Origin of the sequence: Vitiosangium sp. GDMCC 1.1324 (genome assembly GCF_003044305.1) — a bacterium.
GTDB lineage: Bacteria > Myxococcota > Myxococcia > Myxococcales > Myxococcaceae > Archangium.
Map to the genome: position 1 here is coordinate 23,632 of NZ_PZOX01000014.1, position 23,467 is coordinate 47,098.

At 69.4% G+C, this 23,467-nt stretch carries 20 protein-coding genes; 12 read left to right on the forward strand and 8 right to left on the reverse strand.

Going from position 1 to position 23,467, the window contains the following annotated elements:
* Positions 1-3: 3 nt before the first annotated feature.
* A complete protein-coding gene (locus DAT35_RS33920) occupies positions 4-1,974 on the reverse strand; it encodes a FecR domain-containing protein (protein WP_108073003.1) in 1,971 nt (656 codons plus the stop codon).
* The gene (locus tag DAT35_RS33925; RefSeq protein ID WP_233261883.1) at positions 1,971-3,434 is read right to left on the reverse strand and encodes a collagen binding domain-containing protein; all 1,464 of its coding nucleotides are present in this window, start codon (positions 3,432-3,434) and stop codon (positions 1,971-1,973) included. Before DAT35_RS33925 ends, DAT35_RS33920 begins: the two co-directional genes overlap by 4 nt.
* 393 nt (positions 3,435-3,827) lie before the next feature.
* Between DAT35_RS33925 and mglB the strand changes: the two genes are divergently transcribed.
* From mglB to DAT35_RS33945, 4 genes are read left to right on the forward strand one after another with little or no spacing between them, the layout of a single operon-like run.
* Positions 3,828-4,307 (forward strand): gliding-motility regulator GTPase-activating protein MglB, encoded by a 480-nt coding sequence (mglB, locus tag DAT35_RS33930; protein ID WP_002626753.1) that lies wholly within the window; start codon positions 3,828-3,830, stop codon positions 4,305-4,307.
* A gap of 11 nt (positions 4,308-4,318) precedes the next feature.
* Positions 4,319-4,906: a gliding-motility regulator Ras-like GTPase MglA gene (mglA, locus tag DAT35_RS33935; protein ID WP_108073007.1), complete on the forward strand. Its 588-nt coding sequence runs from the start codon at positions 4,319-4,321 to the stop codon at positions 4,904-4,906.
* Between the two features lie 4 nt (positions 4,907-4,910).
* Entirely contained in the window at positions 4,911-5,681 is a 771-nt protein-coding gene (locus DAT35_RS33940; RefSeq protein WP_108073009.1) for a dihydrolipoamide acetyltransferase, read from the forward strand.
* Between the two features lie 10 nt (positions 5,682-5,691).
* Complete coding sequence (locus tag DAT35_RS33945) at positions 5,692-8,058, forward strand: tetratricopeptide repeat protein (RefSeq protein WP_108073011.1); 2,367 nt, start codon at positions 5,692-5,694, stop codon at positions 8,056-8,058.
* Here the strand turns inward: DAT35_RS33945 and DAT35_RS33950 are convergent.
* A complete protein-coding gene (locus DAT35_RS33950; RefSeq protein ID WP_233261884.1) occupies positions 8,055-8,723 on the reverse strand; it encodes an O-methyltransferase in 669 nt (222 codons plus the stop codon). The two genes, DAT35_RS33945 and DAT35_RS33950, sit on opposite strands and share 4 nt — an antisense overlap.
* 283 nt (positions 8,724-9,006) lie before the next feature.
* Here DAT35_RS33950 and DAT35_RS33955 point away from each other — a divergent pair, with 283 nt between their 5' ends.
* The 8 genes from DAT35_RS33955 to DAT35_RS33990 all read left to right on the forward strand — a co-directional run bounded on the left by DAT35_RS33955 (position 9,007) and on the right by DAT35_RS33990 (position 18,515).
* Positions 9,007-12,312: a tetratricopeptide repeat protein gene (locus tag DAT35_RS33955; RefSeq protein WP_108073015.1), complete on the forward strand. Its 3,306-nt coding sequence runs from the start codon at positions 9,007-9,009 to the stop codon at positions 12,310-12,312.
* Positions 12,309-13,730: a lipopolysaccharide assembly protein LapB gene (locus tag DAT35_RS33960; protein ID WP_108073017.1), complete on the forward strand. Its 1,422-nt coding sequence runs from the start codon at positions 12,309-12,311 to the stop codon at positions 13,728-13,730. The genes DAT35_RS33955 and DAT35_RS33960 overlap by 4 nt, the downstream gene beginning before the upstream one ends.
* A gap of 8 nt (positions 13,731-13,738) precedes the next feature.
* Positions 13,739-14,002, forward strand: a complete 264-nt coding sequence (locus DAT35_RS33965; RefSeq protein WP_108073020.1) for a hypothetical protein — start codon at positions 13,739-13,741, stop codon at positions 14,000-14,002.
* Positions 14,003-14,028: 26 nt separating this feature from the next.
* On the forward strand, positions 14,029-15,384 hold the full coding sequence (locus DAT35_RS33970; protein WP_108073024.1) for an AgmX/PglI C-terminal domain-containing protein: 1,356 nt from the start codon (positions 14,029-14,031) through the stop codon (positions 15,382-15,384).
* A 39-nt stretch (positions 15,385-15,423) separates the two neighbouring features.
* Positions 15,424-15,873, forward strand: coding sequence for a cyclic nucleotide-binding domain-containing protein (locus DAT35_RS33975; RefSeq protein ID WP_108073027.1), 450 nt, complete (start codon positions 15,424-15,426; stop codon positions 15,871-15,873).
* A 75-nt stretch (positions 15,874-15,948) separates the two neighbouring features.
* Positions 15,949-16,512 (forward strand): hypothetical protein, encoded by a 564-nt coding sequence (locus tag DAT35_RS33980; RefSeq protein ID WP_108073031.1) that lies wholly within the window; start codon positions 15,949-15,951, stop codon positions 16,510-16,512.
* Between the two features lie 121 nt (positions 16,513-16,633).
* Positions 16,634-17,890, forward strand: coding sequence for a hypothetical protein (locus DAT35_RS33985; protein WP_108073035.1), 1,257 nt, complete (start codon positions 16,634-16,636; stop codon positions 17,888-17,890).
* Positions 17,891-17,903: 13 nt separating this feature from the next.
* On the forward strand, positions 17,904-18,515 hold the full coding sequence (locus DAT35_RS33990) for a polysaccharide biosynthesis/export family protein (protein ID WP_108073039.1): 612 nt from the start codon (positions 17,904-17,906) through the stop codon (positions 18,513-18,515).
* Here DAT35_RS33990 and DAT35_RS33995 read toward each other — a convergent pair.
* The 5 genes from DAT35_RS33995 to DAT35_RS34015 are packed head-to-tail and all read right to left on the reverse strand — an operon-like array spanning position 18,512 to position 23,447.
* Positions 18,512-19,336, reverse strand: a complete 825-nt coding sequence (locus DAT35_RS33995; protein ID WP_108073041.1) for an inositol monophosphatase family protein — start codon at positions 19,334-19,336, stop codon at positions 18,512-18,514. The genes DAT35_RS33990 and DAT35_RS33995 overlap by 4 nt on opposite strands.
* A gap of 19 nt (positions 19,337-19,355) precedes the next feature.
* Positions 19,356-19,901, reverse strand: a complete 546-nt coding sequence (locus DAT35_RS34000) for a TlpA disulfide reductase family protein (protein WP_108073044.1) — start codon at positions 19,899-19,901, stop codon at positions 19,356-19,358.
* A gap of 3 nt (positions 19,902-19,904) precedes the next feature.
* Positions 19,905-21,371 carry a UDP-N-acetylmuramate:L-alanyl-gamma-D-glutamyl-meso-diaminopimelate ligase gene (gene mpl / locus DAT35_RS34005; protein WP_108073047.1) on the reverse strand — a complete coding sequence of 489 codons (1,467 nt, stop codon included), beginning with the start codon at positions 21,369-21,371 and terminating at the stop codon, positions 19,905-19,907.
* Positions 21,364-22,539, reverse strand: coding sequence for a serine hydrolase (locus tag DAT35_RS34010; RefSeq protein WP_108073050.1), 1,176 nt, complete (start codon positions 22,537-22,539; stop codon positions 21,364-21,366). Before DAT35_RS34010 ends, mpl begins: the two co-directional genes overlap by 8 nt.
* Positions 22,536-23,447, reverse strand: coding sequence for an LD-carboxypeptidase (locus DAT35_RS34015; RefSeq protein ID WP_108073053.1), 912 nt, complete (start codon positions 23,445-23,447; stop codon positions 22,536-22,538). Before DAT35_RS34015 ends, DAT35_RS34010 begins: the two co-directional genes overlap by 4 nt.
* Positions 23,448-23,467 lie beyond the last annotated feature (20 nt).

Consider the following 23,467-nt stretch of genomic DNA (forward strand, 5'->3'; position numbering starts at 1 on the left):
GCCTCACTTCAGGGTACGCACCGTATGCACATCCGGTGCTCCGGGGCGTGACATCTTGAACACGACGCGGGGCGGCCGTCCCTCCGAGGCCACCCAGGTATCGAACCGGTGCTTCGAGTCGAGCGGCAGGGCTCGCCCGTTCACGAAGAGCTTCGCGCCCACGGGAGCCACTCCGGCCACGCGCACGCGAGGCCCTGCGCGCTGACCCTCGCGGGGAGCGCGGATGACGAGCGTGGGCACCGAGTTGTCGAAGACGAGTTCCAGCTTGTTCATCCGCCCGCCGCGCAACGGCCGGCCATTGGACCCCACCGGGGTGATGGACCAGAGGAAGCTGCCCTCGCCGAGGATGCCCGCCTCGAGCGGTACCTGGGGCAGGGAGGCGGAGCGCTCCGCCACCGGCTGGCCGAGCGCGCCGCTCCGGTACAGCGCGACCTTGTAGGACGCCGCGCCCGGCTCCGCCTGGCAGGTGAAGGTGACGGCCGGGGGCTTGTCCTGGAAGAAGATGGTCGTCTTCTCGGGCCCCTCCGGAACGCGGTTGCGCAGCCGATCCAGCTCGCCCTTCGTGGAGCGCTCCGGCCCGAAGGACGCGCTGCCATGAGCCACCTCCGGGCCCTCCGGCCGCCGCACCCGCCAGTACAGCGAGCCCTTCGCGGGAGCCATCACGTTGACGAAGCCGCGCCGGGCCACGCCCGCCAGCACCGGACTCTCGAAGTCGGCGGTCGAGGCCACCTCCACCCGCACCTCGCCCGCTTCCTCCCACGTGAGCGCCACTTCCGACGGTCGCTTGTGGAACACCTGCTGGCGCTCGGCGGAGGACAGCGCGAGCGGCGCCTGCTCCACCTGCTCGATCCGCGCGGAGGCCTCGCCCTTCACGGTGGCGTGCTCGCCCGCGCGCAGGGACTCGCGGGTCGAGCCACGCACCAGCGTCACGTCACCCGCTCGCGAGTCCACGGTGAAACCATCTCCGGTGCGCCGCACGTCGAGCCGCGCCGCCCCGTTGCTCTCCAGCGAGAGCCCCGGCAGCACCACCCGGCTGGTGCGGTCCGAAGCCAGCATCAGCCCCAGCTCGCCCTCGAGCAGGTTCAATCGCGCCTCGTCCGTCGAGCCGCGCCGCTCCACCCCGTCCACCACCAGCTCGCCTCCCGCGCCCAGCGCGAGCGTGGACCCTGAGCCCTCCAGCGTCAGCAGCGCCGTGCCCTGACGTACGCGCACGCTGTCTCCGGACTTCAGGGCCTCGCCATCGCGATCCACCCCGCGCCACCGGGCGGCGCCCTTCTGGCGCCACTCCACGCGGCCCTTCCCGGCGTGCACCGTCACCTCGACGGTGGCCAGCTCCAGCACGCGCGTCGTCACACCCTCGGGCTTCACCGAGAGCGACTGCCCCTGCGTGGCCCGCACCGACTGCCCGTTCTTCGCCACCACCTCCACGGTGCCAAGAAGCACCTCCACGTGGCCCTCGTCCCGGCCCACGTCCACCTTCACCGCGCTCTCGTCCGCTCCCACGCGGGTGAGACCGAAGGGGGTGAGCACGGTGAGCTTCACCCGGGGGCCCGACGGCTCTCGCGGGCCATCCGCAGGCACTCGCGACAACACGAAGCCGCGCGACACCGCCACCACCACGCCACTGGCATCCTCGTCGAGCAGGAAGCGCGCCTCCGGGCCCACCTCCACCGTGCGCCCGTCGGCGAAGCGCACCGTGGCGCCTCCGTCCGCGCCCGTCTCCACCGCGTCACCGCGCAGCATCGGGCCTGGCACCGCGGGCGACAGCTTCCCTCCGCGCTCGAGCCGCACCTCGCCCGTCGCCGACGCCAGCCGCGCGAGCTCCACCGCACGGGCCTCCTCCACCGGCACCACCGCCGGCTTCTCCACCGCCGCGCTGGGAGGAGTCGCGGAAGGCGACGTCCCTTCTTCGCCGCAGGCCGTGGCCAGCAGCAGACACAGCGCGGACACGATGCGAGGGCGGAGGGAGCTCACCGGGTCTGGGGAAAGAGATCGACGTTGAAGATGGCCTGCTCGCCGTCGTGCACGGTGACGACCTTGGTCTGGGACAGGTGCCCGGGCGCCGAGAAAACGAGCCGATACCTACCTTGCTTGAGCTGTACCTGGAAAGACCCCTTCGGGTCCGTACGGCGGCGGAGCCTCGCCTCGGGGATGACGAGCCATGCTCTCAGTGGCTTGCCCTTCCGGACGCTGCGGACCTGACCGGACAGGGTGGCGGGCGCTGACTGCTTCGCCAGCACGAGCGGAACGGGCAGCTCCGTCTCCGTCCTGTCGGCGATGACCACGGCCTCCTGCACGGCGCGGAAGCCCTCGGCCAATATTTTCACCTCCAGTGGACCCGGGGTGAGCCCCTCCACGCGAACCTGACCCGCCGCATCCGTGAGGACCTTGCTCGAGCCCACGAAGACGGCCGCGCCCGGCAGGGGTGCTCCGCTGCTCGAATCCACCACGCGCACGAGCAGGGTGCCCACATGAGGCTCCTGGCGCGCCCGCACCACCAGCTCCGAGAGCCCACCGGCCGTCACCGTGGCGCGAGCCTCCGCGGGCAGGTAGCCCCCCACGCTCACCCGCGCGAGCACCTCTCCCGGTGGCAGCACCACGCCCGCCACGCGCCCATCGGAACCAACCACGCGAGGGGCCTGCGCCACACCACCCGCCGTCAGCACCACCCGCGCATCGGGCAGGGCCTGGCCGGAGTCCGCGTCCACCACGGACAGGAAGAGCTCGCCCGTCTCCGGGCTCGGACGCGCGGCGCCCTCCCCACCCCCGCCCAGGGAGAGCTCGAAGGCCACCCCGGCGCGGCTGATGACCTGCCGTGACGTCAATCCCTCCGCGGTCGTCACGGCGTCGCGCACATACTGGTAATCCAGCACCAGGGCTCCGCCCCACCCGCCCCGCCGCATCACCGGGACGAGCAGCGCGCCACCGGCCGCGAAGCCACTCGACGAGGAGCCAATCGCCACGGGCACCTCTCCGCGCACCTCCGCGCGCAGACGCCAGGGCAGAGGCACGAGGACACGCGCACCCACCAGCGCGGCATGACGCGCCGTGGGCACGAGCTGCACCTGCCCCGAGCCGGAGAAGACCGGCAGCTGCGCGAAGCCATAGCCGGCGCTGAGCTCGGCGCGCACCGGCCCCAGGAAGACGCGCGCCGCCGGTCCCACCGAGGCCCGCAGCAAACCGCCGCCAGTGACGAGCTGCGCGTCCTTCGAGAGACTCAAGCCCTCGCGCTGCACACCGGCCCACGCCCCCAGCCAGCCCTCGCCGAACACGGTGGCCCCCAGCGCCACGTCATTGGGCGTCATGCCCCCATACGTCACCGCGGGCCCGGACTCCTGGGCGCCCTCGCGCAGCGCCAGCCCGTAGCGCAACCGCAACGACGCCCGCTCGGCGTCCCCGGCCACACCGCCAGCCGAGGCGTTGATCGGCACCACGAGGGTGAGCGCAAGTAGGAGGACGAAAAAGGGAAGCGGGCGAGCCGGCACGGCCGAAGTATAGTGAATAGCCGACAGGCCCCTCTGAAACTGGAAGCGCCCGAAATTCCGTGGTCCCATGGCTGGGATGATGCCCCGACGCACGACCGAACCCCCACCTCCGCCCCACGAGAGCAGGCAACCTCTGTGGGCACGTGCCTGCACGCCAGCCCCGGGAGCACGGGCTTCCGCGGAAGGCGGTGGCTTCTTGCCGGGTTGGAAGGGCTTTGCTAAAGCTCCCCCGGTCGGGAGCGCCGCACCTAACCTCCGAAATTCATTCCGGAAACCTACGGGGAACCCTCGGGGGCCGCGGAAGTACAAGGTCGAGCGAGACGCTTAGGAGCGTAAACGCCCATGGGCACGCAATTGGTGATGTACGAAGAGGAGTTCACCAAGATCAACGCTGTTTGCGACCGGCTGACCAAGGACGCGAACGCGAAGGTGGTGTTCCTCGTCGACAAGAACGGCCAGCTCATCTCTTCCGCGGGACAGACGCAGAACATCGACACCACCTCGCTGGCCTCGCTGACGGCCGGTAACGTGGCGGCGATGGGCGGCCTCGCGAAGTTGATTGGCGAGAACGAGTTCCCCCATCAGTTCCATGAAGGGGCCAAGGACTCGCTCTACATGACCATCGTCGGGAGCCGGGTCGTCCTGGTCGTCATCTTCGACAACCGGACCAGCCTCGGCCTGGTGCGCTTGCGCATCAAGAAGGCCAGTGACGAGTTGACCAAGATCTTCGAGAGCCTGGTGAAGAAGACGGATGGTCCCGGAGTCGGCTCGCCGTTCGCCGAGATTTCCGACGACGATATCGACAACCTCTTCAGCGAGTAACCCGGGAAGCCATGTCCTTCATCAACTACTCGTCTCGCGAAATCAACTGCAAGATCGTCTACTACGGTCCCGGGTTGTGCGGGAAGACGACGAACCTGCAGTACATCTACAACAAGACCGCCGCGGAGACGAAGGGCAAGCTCATCTCGCTCTCCACGGAGACGGACCGCACGCTCTTCTTCGACTTCCTGCCCCTGTCGCTCGGTGAGATCCGCGGCTTCAAGACGCGCTTCCACCTGTACACGGTGCCGGGTCAGGTCTTCTACGACGCCAGCCGCAAGCTCATCCTCAAGGGTGTGGACGGCGTGGTGTTCGTGGCCGACAGCCAGGTGGAGCGCATGGAGGCCAACATGGAGTCGTTGGAGAACCTCCGCGTCAACCTGGCCGAGCAGGGCTACGACCTGAACAAGCTCCCGTACGTCATTCAGTACAACAAGCGGGACCTGCCCAACGCGGTGACGGTGGAGGAGATGCACAAGGCGCTCAACCAGCGCAACATCCCCGAGTACCAGGCGGTGGCCCCCACCGGCGTGGGCGTGTTCGACACGCTCAAGGCCGTGGCGAAGCTGGTGTTGACGGAGCTCAAGAAGGGCGGCTGAGGCCATGGCGCCCACCCTCCGCGTGCTGGCGCTGGTCGGCACGGCCCTCTGGGCCCCTGCGTCCTTCGCGCAGACGGGCCCTGGTGCCGCTTCCACACCCGCGCCCACGGCCTCCCCGGCGCCTGCCTCGTCCAAGCCCGCCGCGCCCGCTGCCTCGGGCACTCCGGCGCAGACGGCCGACGAGGCCTTCAACACCCGGGTGAGGACGCTCGAGGAGCAGGTCGTCGACCTCAAGGAGAAGGTGTTCCGCTCCAAGGCGCGCCTGCAGCTCCTGCAGGAGACGGTGCTCGGAGGAGACCTGTCCACCGGAGCGCGCGCGGTGCTCTTCCACCGCAACGAGATGGGAGACTCCTTCGTGCTGGAGTCGGTGGCCTACGCGCTGGATGGCGCGCCCATCTTCACGCGCACGGATGAGAACGGAGACCTGGCCAAGCGCCCGGAGCTGGAGATCTTCAACGGCCGCATCGTGCCGGGCCAGCACCAGGTCGCCGTGCGGCTCGTCTACCGCGGCCATGGCTACGGGGTGTTCAGCTACCTCGAGGGCTACCGCTTCAAGGTGCAATCCAGTTACACCTTCAACGCGGAACCGGGAAAGGTGACGACGGTGCGCGTGGTGGGCTTCGAGAAGGGAGGGCTGACCACGGACCTGCAGGACAGGCCGGCGGTGCGCTACGACATCGAGTCGGCACGCGACACGGGAAAGCCCAAGCCCGCGCCCGCCTCGGATGCCGCCGCGCCACCTCCCGCGGCCACGGCCCCCACCGAAACGAAGTAGAGGGCCGGTCTTGAGCGCGTCCCGCCTCCCTGCCCTGCTGCTCGCGGCGGCCACCCTCGTGGCTCCCGGGTCCTCGCGTGCCGCGGACGCCGCACCCGCTCCCCGTTCCTCCACCCAGGAGCTGACCACGCGCCTGGAGCAGGTGTCCGGCCAGATCAAGGTCGCCGAGGAGAATCTCCGCTTCGTCGAGACGCAGTTCACCGAGCGCCCCGAGCCCGGTGACGCCGAGACGCAGCTGCGGCGCTTCTCCGACGGAGAGATTCAATACCTGCTGGAGGACTGGCCCGCCGCCTCGGTGCTCTTCTACGACCTGGTGGGCGACCCAAAGTTCCGCGCCCACGAGCGCTACCCGGACGCGCTCTTCTACCTGGCGGACTCGCTCTACCAGCAGAAGAACTACGTCGGCGCGCGCATCTACCTGCGCGACCTGCTCACGCTCTCCGACACGAGCCACTACCGGGACGCGCTCGCGCGCTACCTGGAGGTCGCCGGCCGGCTCAACCAGTTCGCGGGGCTCGACGAGTACATCGAGCGGGCCCGGAGCCTGTCGGGCGGCAAGCTCCCGCCGGAGCTAGAGTACGTCTACGCCAAGTGGATCTTCAAGCGGACGGACCTGCCGGACGCGGAGCGGCGTGAGCGGGCCCGCGCCACCTTCCAGTCCCTGGCCGCCACGGAAGGCGGGCGCTTCCAGAAGCAGAGCGCGTACTTCCTCGGCGTGCTGGCCGTGCAGGAGGGGGATTATGCGGGCGCCGTGGAGCGCTTCCGCCCCCTGACCGCTGGGACACCGCAGGAGCCGGAGCTCAAACGGTTGCAGGAGCTGGCCCACCTCTCGCTCGGGCGGATGCTCTACGAGCTGGGACGCTACGACGAGGCGCTCGACCACTACGCGGAGATTCCCCGCGACAGCGAGTCCTTCGTGGACTCGCTCTATGAGATGGCCTGGGTGCAGGTGAAGAAGGGCGACTTCGAGAAGGCGAAGAACGCCACGGACATCCTCCTGCTGGTGGCTCCCGAGTCCCCCCTCGCCCCCGATGCGCGCCTGCTCCAGGGCAACCTGCAGCTCAAGCTCCACCACTACGACGAGGCCACCGCCACGTACGAGGAGGTCATCGGCACCTACAAGCCGGTGCGAGATCAGGTGGACGCGCTGCTGAAGGCGAACCAGGACCCCATCGCGTACTTCGACGATCTGCTGGCGCGCAACGACCGCACCCTGGATGTCACCACGCTGCTGCCGCCCGTGGCGCTCAAGTTCGCCACCACGCAGCAGGAAGTGGCGGACGCGGTGCGGATGCAGAAGGACATCGACAGCAGCCAGCAGGGCGTGGAGGAGTCGAAGGCCATCGCCACGCGCATCCTCCAGGCCCTGGACGAGCGGGGCCTCGAGGTGTTCCCCGAGCTCCAGGAGGGCTACCTCCGGGCGGACGCCGTGGACAGCGCGCTCGTGAAGGCGGAGCAGGGGCTGGTGCAGGTGGAGGCCGAGGTGCTGCGCGACAGGCTCACCCCCGAGGAGCGCACCACGCTGGAAGGCGTGCGCCACGAGCGCGAGCGCATGGGCGCACGCGTGGCCAGCCTCCCCACCAACCAGCAGGAGCTGGAGGCGCGGCGGCAGCGGATGCAGGACCGCGTGGATGAGCTGGACCGGGAGGCATTCCAGCTGGGCTTCGAGCTGCAGAGCATGAACGCCATCGCCACGGCGGTACGCAAGTGGCTGGAGGACACGCGCGAGGAGCGCCAGAGCAATCCCGAGGCGGAGAAGGAGTTCCTCGCCCAGCTGCACACCGAGGAGCAGGCGGTGGGCGGGCTCCAGGCCGAGATCCAGCAACTGCGCTCGCGGCTGTCCGACGAGCGGAGCTCCGCCAATGCTTTCGTCTCGGGGGAGGACGTGCTCCGCAAGCAGTACCGCGAGCTCCTCCTGCGTGAGCACTCGCTGATGCTCGCCGCCGAGCAGCGGCTGTCCGGAGACGACGCGTCGCTGGTGGCGCGGACCCACGAGACCCGCCTGAACGCCGATGCACTGCGCGCCCGGGTGGAGATGGCCCGCCAGGTGCTGCGCGCCCAGGTGGAGCGGCGTGGCAAGCTCATCCGCGACAAGGTGCTCGCCGAGCAGCGGCTCCTCCAGAACTACAACCAGGAGGTGGTCAGCGTGAGCGGTGACGCACGCCATCTGGTGGGCCGCATCGCCTTCGAGAACATCCAGAAGGTGCGCAAGCAGTTCTATGACCTCGTCCTCAAGGCGGACGTGGGACTGGTGGACGTGGCCTTCACCCGCAAGCAGGACAAGACGACGGACATCCAGAAGTTCTCCGCGCAGAAGGACCACGAGCTGCGCTCCCTCGAGAAGGACTTCCAGGAAGTCCTCAAGGACGAGAACTAGGCCGCCTCACGCCCCCGCACGCGGATCGAGTACGCCAAGCCATCCTCGAACGGCACCACCATCGAGCGGAAGCCGTTCGCCGGCTCCTCGAGGTAGGTCATGTACTCGACATAGTCCGCCTTGAAGGTCACCACGTTGTTGGCAACGGCGACTCCGCCCTCGCGCATCTTCGGCGCCATGAGCTTGAGCATCTCGAGCGCGAGCATCGGGAACCCGTCATTCAGGAACAGGTCCACGGGACCCTCCACATCCCGGAGGGTGTCGAGGGCATTTCCCTCGCGAATCTCCACGTACTCGGAGAGCCCCGCCTCTTCCACGTGCGCGCGCGCCCGCCGGGCCTTCTCCGGGACGAGCTCGGTTCCGATGACCTTGCCTCCCCCGTTCTCCCGGACGACCGCCGCGAGCCAGATCGTCGAGATGCCGAAGGACGTTCCGAACTCGACGATGCTGCGCGCGCCCATGCTCCGCGCCGTCAGGTGAAGGAAGGCGGCCTGGTTCCGCGAGAGCGGAAGATATTTGTCCGCGTAGAACGTACGGATCTGCTCCTCGGTGAAGCCCATCCGTCCTCCCAGCAGGAGCTTCGGGAGCTTTGGGAGGTAATGAAGGAGGAGACCCCTGGCCTGACGGTCCGCTTCGGTGTGGAGCCGCTGGAGCACGGAGCGCACGCGCGCATCCGGGAGGACGGAAAACAGGTCATGAACCGCCAACGCGAACCTCACTTTTTCGCCTGCGCGCCTGCACGGCGCGGCTCGGTTTTTACACCACTCCGACGGGAACCATGTGGACGCTGGCTTCGATAAGCGGGGCTCACCGGGAATTCACTCCCAGGGAAACCCCCTATGGGGAGTCCGCCAGGGCGTCCGCCCAGGTGCGCCGCTCGTCTGATTGCTCCCCATGCAACGCTCCCTGGGAGGTCTCCTCGTCATTCGCTTAGGATGCGGCCACCCGATGCGCCGTCCCCTGTTTCTCACCCTCCTGACCCTGGCCACCGCACGGGCCGCCGCGCAGGACGCGGCACGTCCCGAGCCCGCCGCGGCCAGTGCCCCCGCGCAGCAGCCGGCGCGCTCGCGCTTCGCGGGTCTGGGTCGTACGCCCGAGCAGGAGAAGCTGCTGGAGGAACTGAGCGAGGCCGTCCAGCGCTACGAGGAGGAGTCTCGCGAGTACAAGCGCGAGGTGCAGCGCCTCATCGAGAAGAAGTACCAGGAGCGGCGCGACCGGCTGTCCGAGGCATACGAGAAGGCCATCTCCCACCTGGAGGAAGAGGAGCGCCAGGAGCGCCTGGCGGCCATCGCGCGCTTCGAGGAGTTCCTCCGGCGCTACCCCGATGAGCCCCGCTACACGCCGGACGTGATGTTCCGCCTGGCGGAGCTGTACTACGAGCGCTCCAGCGACGTGCACCTCGCCGCCATGCGCGAGCACGAGGAGAAGCTGCGCTCCCTCCCCGAGAGCGCCGAGCCCCCTCCCGAGCCGCAGCCAGACTTCAACCCGTCCATCACGCTCTACCGGCAGCTGCTCGCCCGATTCCCCAGCTACCGCCTCAACGACGGCGCCTGGTACCTGCTCGGCTACTGCCTGGAGAAACAGAACGCCTTCGAGGACGGCCGCGCCGCCTATCAGCAGCTCATCGCCCACTACCCCGCCAGCCGCTTCACCACCGAGGCTTGGGTGCGCATCGGCGAGTACTACTTCGACGCCTACAACGATCCGCAAGCGCTCCCCAGGGCCGCCGAGGCCTACGAAGCCGCCATCCGCGACACCTCGCACCCGCTCTACGACAAGGCCCTCTACAAGCTGGGGTGGACGTACTACCGCATGGACCGCTTCGACGAGGCGGTCGATCGCTTCATCGCGCTGGTGGACTTCTACGAGGCCCAGCGCGCCGCCAAGGGCGACGAGGCCAGCGGCGGCGACCTGCGCGCCGAGGCGCTCCAGTACACCGCCATCTCCTTCACGGACGAGAACTGGGGCGGCCTCGACAAGGCCCGCGCGTACTTCGCGAAGATCGGCCCCCGGCCCTACGAGGCCGAGGTGTACCGGCGCATGGGCGACGTCTACTTCGACCAGACCAACCAGGAGGCGGCCATCGCGGCCTGGCGGCTGGTGCTCGACAAGGAGCCGCTCGCTCCGGACGCCCCTCAGCTCCAGCAGAAGATCGTCCAGGCCTACGAGCGCGACCGCAAGCTCACCGAGTCCTCCGCCGAGGCCCAGAAGCTCTCCGAGCTCTACTCGCCCGGCTCGCAGTGGTACCAGAAGTACCAGCGCGACCCGGACGTGCTCGCCACCGCCAACGACCTGACCGAGAAGAGCCTCTACGCCAGCGCCATCTACCACCACCAGCAGGCGCTCGTGTTCAAGCAGGAGGGCAAGGTCGACCAGGCCAAGGCGAGCTTCGAGACGGCCGCCACCGCTTACGGCAAGTACCTGGAGCGCTTCCCGCGCAGCAAGAACGCCTACGAGCTCGAGTTCTACGCCGCCGAGTGTCTCTACAACTCGCTGCAGTTCACCGAGGCCGCGAAGCACTACGAGGCCGTGCGCGACTCGACCCTGGGCAACAAGTACTCCGCCGAGTCGGCATTCAGCGCGGTGCTCGCCTGGCAGAAGCAGCTCGAGGTAGACATCAAGGCCGGCAAGCAGCCCGCATCCACCCCGCTGCGCTCCAGCGAGCGCCCCGAGGGCCAGCCCGTCAAGCCCACCCCGCTTACCCCCGTGGAGGCCAAGCTGGTGGCCGCCTCGGATGCGCACACGGCGAAGTTCCCCAAGAGCGAGCGCACCCCCGGCATCGCCTACAAGGCCGCGGAGCTGTACTACGCCCATGACGACTTCCCCGAGGCGCGCCGCCGCTTCGAGGCGCTCGTGAAGGCCTACCCCCAGCACGAGGTGGCCCGCTTCTCCACCAACCTCATCGTCGAGTCCTTCCTCGTCGACCAGGACTGGAAGAGCGTCGAGGAGGTCAGCGGCAAGCTCGCCGACAACAAGGACGTCATCGACCCCAAGAGCGACCTGCACAAGGACCTGGTCCGCTTCAAGCTCGCCGGCCGCTTCAAGCTCGCCGATCAGCTCCTCGCCGAGGGCAAGTACGAGGAGGCCGCCGCCAAGTACATCGAGCTCGTCAACGAGGCTCCCCGCCACGAGTTCGCCGACAAGGCCCTCAACAACGCCGCCGTCGCCTACGAGAAGACGCAGCGCTTCGACTCGGCCCTCAAGCTCTACGAGCGCATCTTCCGCGAGTACCCCTCCTCGCCCCTGGCCGACGCCGCCCTCTTCCGCGTGGCGGTGAACGCGCAGAACTCGTACGACTTCGACAAGGCCGTGGAGAGCTACCAGAAGCTGGTGAAGGACTACCCCGCCTCCAAGGACCGCGAGGCCGCGCTCTTCAACGCCGCCAACCTGCTCGAGGGCCAGCAGCGCTACGCCGAGGCCGCCGCCGCCTTCCAGCGCTACGCCGAGCTCTTCCCCAACGCCGAGGACGCCCCGCGCAACCAGTTCCGCGCCGCCCTCATCCTGGAGAAGCGCGAGGACTGGAAGGGGGAAATCCGCGCGCTCGAGTCCTTCGTGCGCAAGTTCTCCTCCCAGTCCGCCCAGGCGGAGCTCGTGGTGGAGGCGAAGCGCCGCATCGGCGACGCCTGGGGCAAGCAGAAGAACGAGAAGGAGGCCCTGCGTGCCTACGCCGCCGCCGCCGACGAGTTCGACCGCCGCAAGCTCCAGCCCGACGCCGCGCCCCGCGCCGCCGATGCCGCCGCCTACAGCCGCTTCCAGCTCGCCGACGCGGAGTTCCGCAAGTTCGACGCGCTGAAGATCGGCGGCAAGGGCAAGGCGCTCGAGCGCAGCTTCACCGCCAAGCGCACCGCCGTGAAGTCCGTCAACGACGCCTTCGCCCGCGTCTTCCCCTACAAGCGCCTCGAGTGGACGCTCGCCGCGCTCTACCGCCGCGGCTACGCCCTGGAGCGCTTCGCCAATACCATCATCGAGACCCCCGTCCCGCCGGAAGTGAAGCGGCTCGGCGAGGAGGCCGTGGTCGCCTACCAGGACCTGCTCTCCCAGCAGACCGCCACGCTCGAGGACGCCGCCGTCGAGAGCTACGCCGCCACCCTCCAGAACGCTCGCGAGAACCACATCTCCAACGAGTGGACCAAGAAGACGCTCGAGTCGCTCCACCGCTTCCGGCCCAAGGAGTACCCGGTGCTCAAGGAGCCCAAGGACGCCATCGCCTCGGACGCGCTCTACCCCGAGGGACTCCTGGGAGGTGGCAGATGAGCCTGCGCCGACTGCTCGTTCCGGGCCTGCTGCTGCTCGCCTCGGCCTGCGCCACCACGCCCAAGCCGGGCGCCGACGCCAAAACGAGCGCGGCCTCCGCCTCCGCCACGCCGGACAAGGACCCGGGCGCTTCCGCCGACCCGAAGAAGCCGGCCGCCAGCACGGCCACCGCGAAGAGTGACAAGGACCCGGGCCAGAAGACCGCCCCCACTCCGCCTCCCGCGGATGCCCGAGCTGTGGCCCAGCGCGGTGAGCTGACGGCCGCGGAGTCCTCGTACAGAACCCAGGTCGAGCGCCGCCCGAAGGATGACCAGGCCTGGACGAACCTCGGCATCATCCAGGAGCGCCTGGGAAAGAACGACGAGGCCGAGCGCTCCTACCGGCAGGCCCTGGAGCTGAAGCCAGAGCAGCAGGCCGCCTGGGACAACCTCACCCGCCTCCAGTGCCGCACCGGCCGCGCCGCCCAGGCCGAGTCCTCGCTGCGCGAACAGCTCCAGGCGAAGCCGGACGCCATCCCCCCGCGCACAGCGCTCGTGCAGGCCCTGCTGTGCCAGAAGAAGCTCGACGCGGCCGCCACCGAGGCCAAGCGCGTCCTCAAGGCCGAGGAGCGCAACGTGCGGGCCATGCAGCTGCTCGCCCAGGTGTACCACCGCGAGCGCAAGTACGAGCTGGCCAGGATGGTGCTCGAGAACGCCCGCACCATCGCCCCCGACGAGGCCGCCACCCACAACGCCCTCGGGCTGGTGCAGCTCGCGCTCGGCTCGAAGCCCGCCGCCCTCGAGTCCTTCAAGAAGGCCTCGGAGCTGAAACCGGAGCTCGCCGAGGCACGCAACAACCTCGGCGCCCTCCTCAACGAGGCCCAGGACTACGCCGCCGCCATCCGCGAGCTCGAGGCCGCCGTCCAGGCCGCCCCCGACTTCGTCTCCGCCCGGCTCAACCTCGGCAATGCCTACCGCGGCCAGGGTGACTTCACCCGCGCCCTCGCCGAGTACCAGCAGGTGCTCCGCCTGGCCCCCGACCTGCCGGACACCTACTTCAACCTCGCCATCCTCCACCTGGATGCCGAGCCGCAGGACATGGACGCCATCGCCCGGCTCCAGGCCTGCCTCTCCTTCTTCGACCAGTACCGCGCCAAGGGCGGCCGCGACGAGCGGGTGGACGACTACGTCAAGGACGCCAAGAAGGGCATCGAGAAGGAGGAGCGCCGGCGCGAGCGCGAGAAGCGCGAGCAGCTGCGCAAGGCCAAGGCCGAGGAGGACAAGAAGAAGTCCGAGGAAGAGCCGAAGAAGGCCGAGGAGCCGAAGAAGACCGCCGAGACTCCCGCTTCCGACAAGTCCCCCACACCCGCCGCCAAGAAGACCGCGACCCCTGCCCGCAAGGCCTCGGGCTCGGCTAGAGTGGCCGAGGACAAGAAGTGAGCCCGCCCATGCGCCCTGCCCTCGCCCTCCTCCTCCTGCTCGCCGCAGCGCCCGCGTCCGCCCAGGACAGCGCCACGCCCAAGGCCTCCCAGGAGAAGGAGCCCAAGAAGAAGAAGGTCATCCGCCTGGACGCCATCACCGTCGAGGGCCGCATCCAGAAACCCCAGGCCTTCTACATCCTCCAGCGCTCCAACCTGAACTTCGACGAGCTCAACAAGGCCGAGAGCTTCGCTCCCAAGGTCGTCAAGAGCGTGGAGAAGGAACCTTTCTAGGCTAGGAAGGGTCCCAGAGAAGACACATGGCTTCCCCTCAGCAGAGCCGGATCCTCCGCGTCGGCCTCATCCAGGATGGACGCATCCTCGAGGAGCGCCACCTGCGCCAGCCCGGCGACTTCACCGTCGGGCAGGATCCGAAGAACTCCCTCGTGCTGCCGCTGCCGGACCTGCCAGCCAGCTTCCGCGTCTTCGAGTACCGGGCCAACCAGTACAACCTCGTCTTCACCGAGGACATGCAGGGCCGGGTGAACCTCGGCTCCTCGGACGTGGACTTCCACACGCTGCGCGGCCAGGGCATGGCCATGGAGCGCGAGGACCACTACGTCCTGCCCCTCCAGGAGAGCGCCCGCGGGCTGGTGGAGCTCGACGCGGATCTCCGCCTCTTCTTCCAGTTCATCACGCCCCCTCCCGACTCGGAGAAGCTCCGGCTGCCTCCGGACCTCCAGGGCGGCACCTGGCGGACCATGGACCGGATGTTCTTCGGCATCCTGGCCGCCTCCCTGTTCCTCCACTTCTCCGGCGCGGCCGTCATCATCGCCTCCGAGCCTCCCAAGGAGCCCGAGCTGGCGCTGGACCAGCTGGATGACCGCTTCGTCCGGGTGCTCATGCCGCCCAAGGAGGAGCCCAAGAAGCCCGCCGCCGACACGGCCCAGGCCGCCGCGCCCACCGAGGAGAAGAAGCCCAAGGAGAGCGACCCGGCCGACAAGCCCGCGGAGGCGTCCTCCAAGCCCGCCACCGCGGAGGAGGCCGCCGCCCGGCGCGCCGAGGTGGCCAAGAAGGTGAGCAACAAGGGCCTGTTGAAGATTCTCGGTTCCTCGGGTGGAGGCGGCGGGGGCGCGTTCGCGGACGTGCTCGGCGGCAGCACCGGCGCCGGAGACATCGCGCAGGCTCTGGCCGGCGCGGGCGGCGTGGGGGTCGCCACCGAGGCCTCGGTGGGCGCCAACGGCCCGCGCGGCGGCGGCACCGGCAATGTGGCCGGAATCGGAGACCTCGGCACCAGCGGCGCCGGCAAGGTGGACCTGGGCTCCAAGAAGGAAGTGGAAGTCGCTGGCCGCGTCACCAGCGCCACCCCCGAGGTGGAGAGCTCGGACGTGGACCGGGACGCGCTCGCCCGCTACGTCAAGGCCCGCCTCAAGGCCATCCAGAACTGTTACGAGAAGGAGCTCAAGCGCAACCCCGGCCTCAAGGGCAAGGTGATGGTGCGATTCAGCATCAAGCCTTCCGGGCGTACCGGGGAAATCGAAATCGAGGAAAACACCCTGGGCAACGACGCGGTGGCCAGTTGCATCCGCACCGTCATCCGCGGCTGGGTGTTCCCCTTCAAACCAGATGACGAAGTGCCGGTGGCCTACCCGTTCGTGTTCGCGCCCGCGGGGTAGACTGGGGCCAGCACTTCGAATCCCGGGGGGTCGGGAGCCATGGAGAAGCTGGCCGTCATTTCGTCATCGCCGCTCTTCGAGATGCTCTCCAGCACGGAGCTGGCGCACCTCGCCGAGCTGGCCGAGCAACGGCGCTATGCCGCCGGGGACGTCGTCTTCGAGGAGGGCGAGCTGGGCGACTGTCTCTACGTCATCGTGCGCGGAGAGGTGGAGGTGGTGCGCGGCGACAGCGGCGGGGTGCCCCGGCCCCTCACCGTGCTCACCGCCCCGGACTTCTTCGGGGAGATGAGCCTCATCGACAAGGAGTACCGCTCCGCCACGGTGCGGGCGCGCACGGAGGCGGTGCTCCTGCGGCTCACCACCCAACACCTGGCCTCCTTCCGCCAGACGCACCGCGATGGCTTCACCTTCGTCGTCATCAACATCGCGCGCATCCTGTCGGCACGGGTACGCGAGGCCAATGCCCGGCTCACGGCCAGGCAGGCCTGAGCACTCCCCGCGTTGACACCCCTGGCCCGGCTCTCTAGCGTCGGGCCCATTCGCCGCAGCCCTGGAGCAGAGGTCATGCGCAACATCGGAATGCTGGCGGTCGTCCTCGCGAGTGGGCTCGCGCTCGCCCAGTCCGCCCCCCGTACCGCCCCGGCCGCCGCCCCCTCGCCCTTCCAGCAGGAGAAGGCCAGCGAGGTGCCGGATGCGGCCAAGCTCGAGCGCAGCACCAAGTCCCTCACCGGCATGCGCGAGGTGCTCCGCGACGTGCTGGGCAAATTGGAAGAGGCCCGGCGCGCCAAGGACGTGGTGAAGCTCAACTGCGTCAACGAGAAGCTCACGCAGATCAAGGGCCTGCTGCGCATCTCCGAGCAGGCGGACGTGGCGCTCCAGGAGGCCGTGGCCCGGCGGGAGAACACCGCCAGTGAACACGAGTACACCAAGGTGATGATCGCCCAGCAAAAGGTCTCCCAGCTGCGCACCGAGGCGGAGAAGTGCATCGGGCAGCTCGCCTTCCAGGCGGACGAGAACATGTCCGTGGAGGTGGAGGAGCCCAAGGACCTTCCCGGGGGAGATCCCACCCGTCCCCGGCCCATCGAGGACATCGTCATGCGTCCGCCGCCGGCCAGCCCCCTTCAATGATTCCAGCCTGATTGCCCTCCAATGCCCCAGTCGGCCGTGGCCACCGAGGCCCGGTCAAAGTCATTTCGAGCACCATCGAAGTGCGTGGTAAGACCGCCGGGCTCGGGGATTTGACCGTTTCATGACGCAGCCTGCCAACAAGTGGAAGGTCTGGTGCCTGCTGCTAGTGCTGGTGGCGTCATGGCCCGCGTTCGGGCAGGCCCCGGGCGGCTTCCGCGGCGGCAACGGTCTCAAGGTGGGTGACGGCAGGCTGCACCTCACCTTCGACTTCGAGACACGCTACGACAGCGCCGCCGGTTACTTTCCCCCCGCGGGCAACACCGACCCCACCGTGGTGTCGGACAAGCTCTCCGGGGAGGCCCTGATGCACATCCGGCCCGGGCTGAGGCTGGAGATCCCCGGCTCCACGCTGGCCCTGGACCTCAAGGGCTACGCCGATTACGTCCATTACACCGGCCTGTTCACCCCCGGCTCGACCAACACCTCCCACCTGGAGGCGATGGCGGACCTCAACGTCGCCTACAACCGGGAGGCGCCGATCGGGGTGGAGCTGGGAGACCACTTCCAGCGCTCGGATCAGACGCGCAACGCGGCGGTCGGCGCGGGTGTGCTGTCGCTCTACAACGAGCTGCGGCTGAGCGTGCCGGTGCGGCCCGGCGGCGGCGCCTTCGAGGTGACCCCCCAGTTGGCCTGGGGCACGGAGCTCTTCAAGGCCTCGGGCGCCCTGCCTCCCGTGGGTTGCGGCGGCCCCACGTGTGACCCCGCCCAGGTGAGCAGCTTCGACTACAACGACCTGCGGGCGGGCGTGAATGCCCGCTGGCGCTTCCTGCCGAAGACGGCGGTGCTCGCGGACGCCCAGTTCAACGTGCGCAGCTACGTCCACGGAGGGACTCCCGGCGCCATGCTCCTGCACGCCAAGGCGGGCCTGGCGGGTCTGGTGACGCCGAAGATCGCCGTGACGGCCACGGCGGGCTGGGGCCAGGACTTCGGCTCGGCGGGGGGTGGCTCGCTCATCGCCCAGCTCGAGGCCAGCTACCTGATGAGCCAGACGGCCACCTTGAAGGCCGGCTATGCGCGCACCCTCGAGCCCGTGGCGTCGCTCGGCCTGTTCCGCGATGACCGCGGGTACGTGGAGGCACAGGCCCTGCTCGGAGGCAAGCTCACCGTCCGGGGAGCCTCCTCGTTCGACTACCTGAGCTTCCAGGGGACACGGCGCGACACGCTCTTCAAGCTGGACGTGGGCCCCCAGTACCAGTTCGAGCGGTGGCTCCTGCTCGGGGCCGGCTACCTGTTGGGGATCCGGACATCCTCGGAGAGCGGCACCGGAATCAACTACTCCCGTCACGAAGGGTATGTTCGAGTGACCGTGACGTATTGAGACGGCCCCCGTGATGCGCTCCTTCCTCCTCCTCGTGCTGCTCGGCGCTCTGACCGCGTGCCGCACCACCACGCCCTCCCAGGCGCTCGACGCCTCCGAGCTCCCTCCGCCCTCGGCCTCCACGGCCACCGATACCACCGGCCGCACGCTCGGCCCGGGAGACCTGGTGGATGTGCGCGTCTTCCAGGAGCCCGACCACTCGGGCGTCTGGGCCGTGTCCACGGAAGGCACCATCGACTACCCGCTGTGCGGCAAGGTCCACCTCGCCGGCCGCACCTCCGGCACCGCCGCGGACGTGCTGCGCGGCTGCCTCACCCGCTACCTGAAGCACCCCGAGGTGTCCGTCGTCATCCGCGAGTACAACTCGAAGAAGATCTTCGTCTTCGGCGAGGTGCAGAAACCGGGCACGTTCTCCTACGAGGAGGGGATGACCATCATCGAAGCGGTGACGCTCGCCGGTGGCCTCACCAAGCTGGCCTCGCCCAATGGCACCCAGGTGGCGCGGCAGGGGGAGGGACAGCAACTGAAGATCCGCGTCCCGGTGAAGGACATCCGCGACGGCGCGGAGAAGAACTTCCCCCTCCAGCCGGGCGACATCGTCTTCGTGCCGGAGAGCCTCTTCTAGGCGCGCGGCGCCGGGGGCACCCAGCCGATGTCGGCGAGGAAGCCCCGGGACTCGGAGATGAGCTGCGAGGCCAGCCCCGGCGCGCAGGCGAGCACGTCCCCGATTCCCACCTGGAACGGCGCTCCGTCGATGCGCACCATCGTCCCGCCCGCCTCCTGCACCAGCAGCGAGCCCGCCGCCACGTCCCACGGCTTGAGGCCGAACTCGAAGAAGCCGTCGAAGCGGCCCGCCGCCACATAGGCCAGGTCCAGCGCCGCGCTGCCCGTGCGGCGCATGCCCTGCGCCCGGACGATGAAGCGCTTCAACAGGCCCACAGGACCCTCGGGCCGCTCGTGCACGTCGTAGGGGAAGCCCGTGCACAGCAGCGAGTGCCCCAGCTCCGTGGTGCCGGAGACTCGCATCGGACGGCCATTGAGCGTGGCCCCCTCCCCTCGCGCGGCGGAGAAGAGCTCGTCCATCATCGGAGCGTAGATGGCTCCGGCGAGCACCCCGTCCGGCCCCTCCACGCCCACGCTCACGCAGAAGTGCGGCACCCGGTGCGCGTAGTTGGTGGTGCCATCCAGCGGATCCACGATCCACCTCAGCCCCGAGCCCTTCGAGGCCCCGCTCTCCTCGGCAAGAATCGCGTGGCCCGGGTAGTGCTGGCGGATGAAGCCGAGCACCGCCGCCTCGGCCGCCCGGTCCGCGTCGGTGACCAGGTCGATGCCGCCCTTGTATTCGATGGTGCGCTCGCCCTGGAAACGCTCGGCGAGCACCCGGCCGGCGAGCCGGGCTCCCTCCTCGGCGATACGGCGCAGGGTGGCGGGCGACTCGTCGGACATGGCGGCTCCTCCCTTCCTCCTACTTCGCGGTCTCTGCGAGCAGTTCCTCGATCTCCGCCTGGTACTTGGAGAGGAACTCCTCGGCGAACCCCTCGTGCACGTAGCGCACCTTGCCCTGGCGGTCGATCAACACCATCGTGGGCATGCCGCGCACCCGCAGCACCTTCTCCGCCACCACGGCGTTGGTGTCCACGAGCACGGGCAGCGTCACCTTCGTCTCCTCGAGGAACGGCGGAATGGCGCGTGCGTCCTCGTCCACGTTGAGCGCGTACACCTTCAGGCCGCGCGAGGCGTAGTGCTTCGCGAAGTCCTGGTACATGGGGAGCGCGTCGCGGCAGGGCTCGCACCAGGTGGCCCACACGTCGAGCAGCACCACGCTGCCCCGGTCACTGGCGATGTCGTGGGGCTCGCCCCCCGGGTAGCGCTTGACGGTGAACTGCAGCGGGGCGGGCTCGGCTCCCAGGGCGTCCGAGCTGGAGGCCAGCGAGGGGGCCGTGAGCGAGGGCATGCTCTGCGCGCAGCCGGACAGGGCGAGCGCGGCCAGGGCGAGGTGGAAGGAGCGCATGGCCTATTTCTCCCCCATCCGGGCCCGCAGCGCGACGAGCAATTTGTCGATGAATCCACCGAAGGCGCCATTGCTCATCACGAGCAGCACGTCCCCGGGCTGGGACTCGCGAGCAACCCGCTCCACGAGCGTGGGCACGTCCGAGGCATGGTCCGCGGCGATGCCCTGCTTCTTCAATTCCTCGGTGACGCGGGGCACGTCCAGTTCCTCGCCGGTGGGCACCTTGTCGTGACGCTCGGGCACCTTGAGGCTGGCTCTCGCGGCCCCGGTGAAGGCGTGGGCGTAGTCCTCCTGGTGGATGTTGCGGCGGCTGGTGTTCGAGCGCGGCTCGAAGATGGCCCACAGCCGGCGCTCCGGGTAGCGGTGACGGATGGCGGCGATCGTCTCCCGCACCGCCGTGGGGTGGTGCGCGAAGTCATCCACCAGCAGGATTCCGCCAATCTCCGCCCGGACCTCCTGGCGGCGCTTCACGCCCCGGAAGGTGGCCAGGCCCTTCGCAATCTCCTCGAAGGACAGGCCCAGCCCCCGCGCCGCCGCGATGACGCTCAGCGCGTTCTCCACGTTGTGCAGGCCCGAGAGCGGCAGCACCGCGGTGCCCAGCACCGTGCCGCGCTCGACCACCTCGAAGCGGGCTCCCTCGGGACCGAAGCGCACGTTGCGCGGGGTGTAGTCCGCCTGCGCGCCCTCCTTCGCCACGTACGTCACCACCTGGCCCTGGCACGCCTGCGCCAGCTTCACCGCATTGGGGTACGCGGCGCACACCACCAGCCGTCCATCCCTCGGAATCAGCCGGACGAACTTGTCGAAGGTGGACTCGTAGTGCGGCAGGTCCCTGAAGATGTCCGCGTGGTCGAACTCCACGCTCGTGAGGATGGCCGTCTTCGGACGGTAGTGGAGGAACTTGGAGCCCTTGTCCCAGTAGGCCGTGTCGTACTCGTCGCCCTCGACGACGAAGTGCGGCCCCTTCCCCACCCGGTAGTTGCCCGAGTAGTTCTGCGTGACTCCGCCCACGAGGAAGGACGGATCCTTCCCCGCCTCCACCAGCACGTGGGCCATCAGCGAGGACGTCGTCGTCTTGCCGTGGGTGCCCGCCACCACCACCGAGTGCGCCCGATCCAGGAAGAGCGAGCCCAGCGCCGCCGGGAAGCTCATCTGCCGGATGCCACGCTCGCGCACGGCGGTGGCCTCGGGGTTCACCCGGCGGATGACGTTGCCGATGATGACCAGGTCCGGCTTCGCCACATCGAGGTTCTCCGGCCGGTAGGGCGTGAGCGCCTGGATGCCCCACTCGCGGAGCATGTCGCTCATGGGCGGGTAGACGTTCTCGTCGCTGCCGGTGACGTCGTAGCCCGCGGCCTTGAGCATGCCCGCGAACGAGCCCATGCCGGTGCCGGCCACGCCGACGAGGTGGATGCGGCGCACCGCGCCGGGGGTGATGGTTTCGAGGACGTTGCCGTTGTCGTCAGCCATGTGCTTTCGGGGTGAGGTCGCTGAGGCCGAGGGCCTGCACGACGAGGTCGTGGAAGACGGGGCGGAAATCGCGGATGCGCAGCTCCTTGCGGCCGTGCGCCACGCGGTTGGTGACGAGCGCCACCACGAGCGAGCGGCGCAGATCCACCCAGAGGCTCGTGCCGGTGAAGCCCAGGTGGCCCACCGCGCCCGGAGGCGTGTCGCCAATGTAGTGGCCCGCGCTCGACAGGCCCTCGGAGGGCGAGTCGAAGCCCATGGAGCGGGTGCTGCCCTCCAGGAGCGGATCCGTGGCCAGCGCGCGGTACCAGAGCGGCCCGGGCGCGAGGGACGCGTCCCCCGCGCACCCGGCGAGGATGGCCTGGCCGAAGCGGGCCACGTCCACCGCGGTGCCGAAGAGGCCCGCATGGCCGCTCACGCCATCCATCACCCAGGCGTTGTCGTCATCCACCTCGCCGGGCACCGAGGGACGCGAGGGAAGCTCGCCCCACAGGGTCTCCTGGCCGGGAGCGGGCTCGCGGGGACGGGTGGCTCCCGTGCGTGCCACGAGGCCATCGGTGGGGAAATCCGTGAGGCGGTGGAAGCGCGCGGAGAGGCCGAGCGGCCCGGCGACATGGCGCGAGAAGAGGACATCCAGGGGCGCGCCTCCCGAACGGGCGAGGATCTCCCCCAGGAGGATGAAGCCCACGTCGCTGTAGGCGGCGCGGGTGCGCAACGGCGCCGCGAGCGGCGTGCGCGCGGCGGCCTGGATGACCTCGTCGCGGACGCGGGCGCGGGTGGCCGCGGGACACGCGGGGTCGAGGAGCTCGGGAGTGGACGTGAGCGCCTCGGCGAAGAAGGGCACGAAGGGCGGCAGGCCCGAGCGGTGATAGAGCAGGTCCGCCACCGTGGCGCCGGCGTCCCCCACGGGCGAGCCCGGGAAGAAGCGGGCCACGGGAGTCTCGGGACCGACCTTGCCCTCGGTCCAGAAGCGCAGGAAGAGTGCGGTGGTGCTAAGCACCTTGGTGACGGAGGCCAGGTCGAAGCGCGTGTCACCCGTGACGTTGCCCGCCACGCCGCCGAACACCTGGGCGCCCCGGTGCATCACCACGGCCTGCGCGGCCGGGAAGATGCCGAGCGTGACGGCCTCGTCGAGGACATCCTGGAGTTCCGCGATGGGATGGCTGCTCATGCCTGCACCGCTCCTTCGAGGAAGGTGAGGCGGGCGACGCCCGCATCCAACCGCACCCGGGTGCCGAGGGCGACAGGGTAGTTGGGGATGTCGTGGCCGATGGGGAAGCCGGCGGCGCAGGGGAGCCCCGTCTCCTCGGCGAGCGAGCGGAGGACATCCGCGCTGCTGTAGGGAGCGTCCTTCTGCTCGCAGTCGGTGAAGTCGCCGAGCACGATGCCGCGCACCTTGTCGAAGACGCCCGCGAGCTGCAGGTGCGTCCACATCCGGTCGAGCCGATACGGGCGCTCGCCCACGTCCTCGAGCAGCAGGATGGCCCCGTCGAGCGGCGGCATGTACGGAGTGCCCAGCAGCCGGGAGAAGACGGAGAGGTTCCCCCCGAGCAGCGGCCCCTCGGCGACCCCGGACACATAGGTGGCCTTGCCCTCGAGGGGCGGAGGAGGCTCGGGGGACTCGAGCAGCCGGAAGAGATACTCCTGGACCTCGGGAGGCTGCTTGCCCAGGTGGGTGACGACGGGCCCGTGGATGGTGACGCGGCCGAGCCCCTGGAGGGGCAGGTGCAGGGCGGTGAGGTCGGAGAAGCCAACGAATGCCGAGGGCGCCATGTCCGCCAGGGGGAGCGACGGCAGGAGGCGCATGACGCCGTAGCCGCCCCGGGCGCAGAAGATGGCGCGGGCCTGGCGGTCGGTGAGGGCCCGGGACAGCTCCCCGGCCCGACGCGAATCGGGGCCGGCGAGGTAGCGCCAGGCCTCATAGAGATCGGGCTGATAGATGGGCGAGTAACGCTGCCCGATGACGCCGAGACCCACCTCGAAGGTGGGAGGGTCGAAGGGACCGGCGGGGGCGACGATGTGAACGGTGTCGCGAGGACGCAGCGGGAGGGGCTTGAGCCAACGCACGGGCGCCTTCATAGCACCGGGTGCGCAGGAGT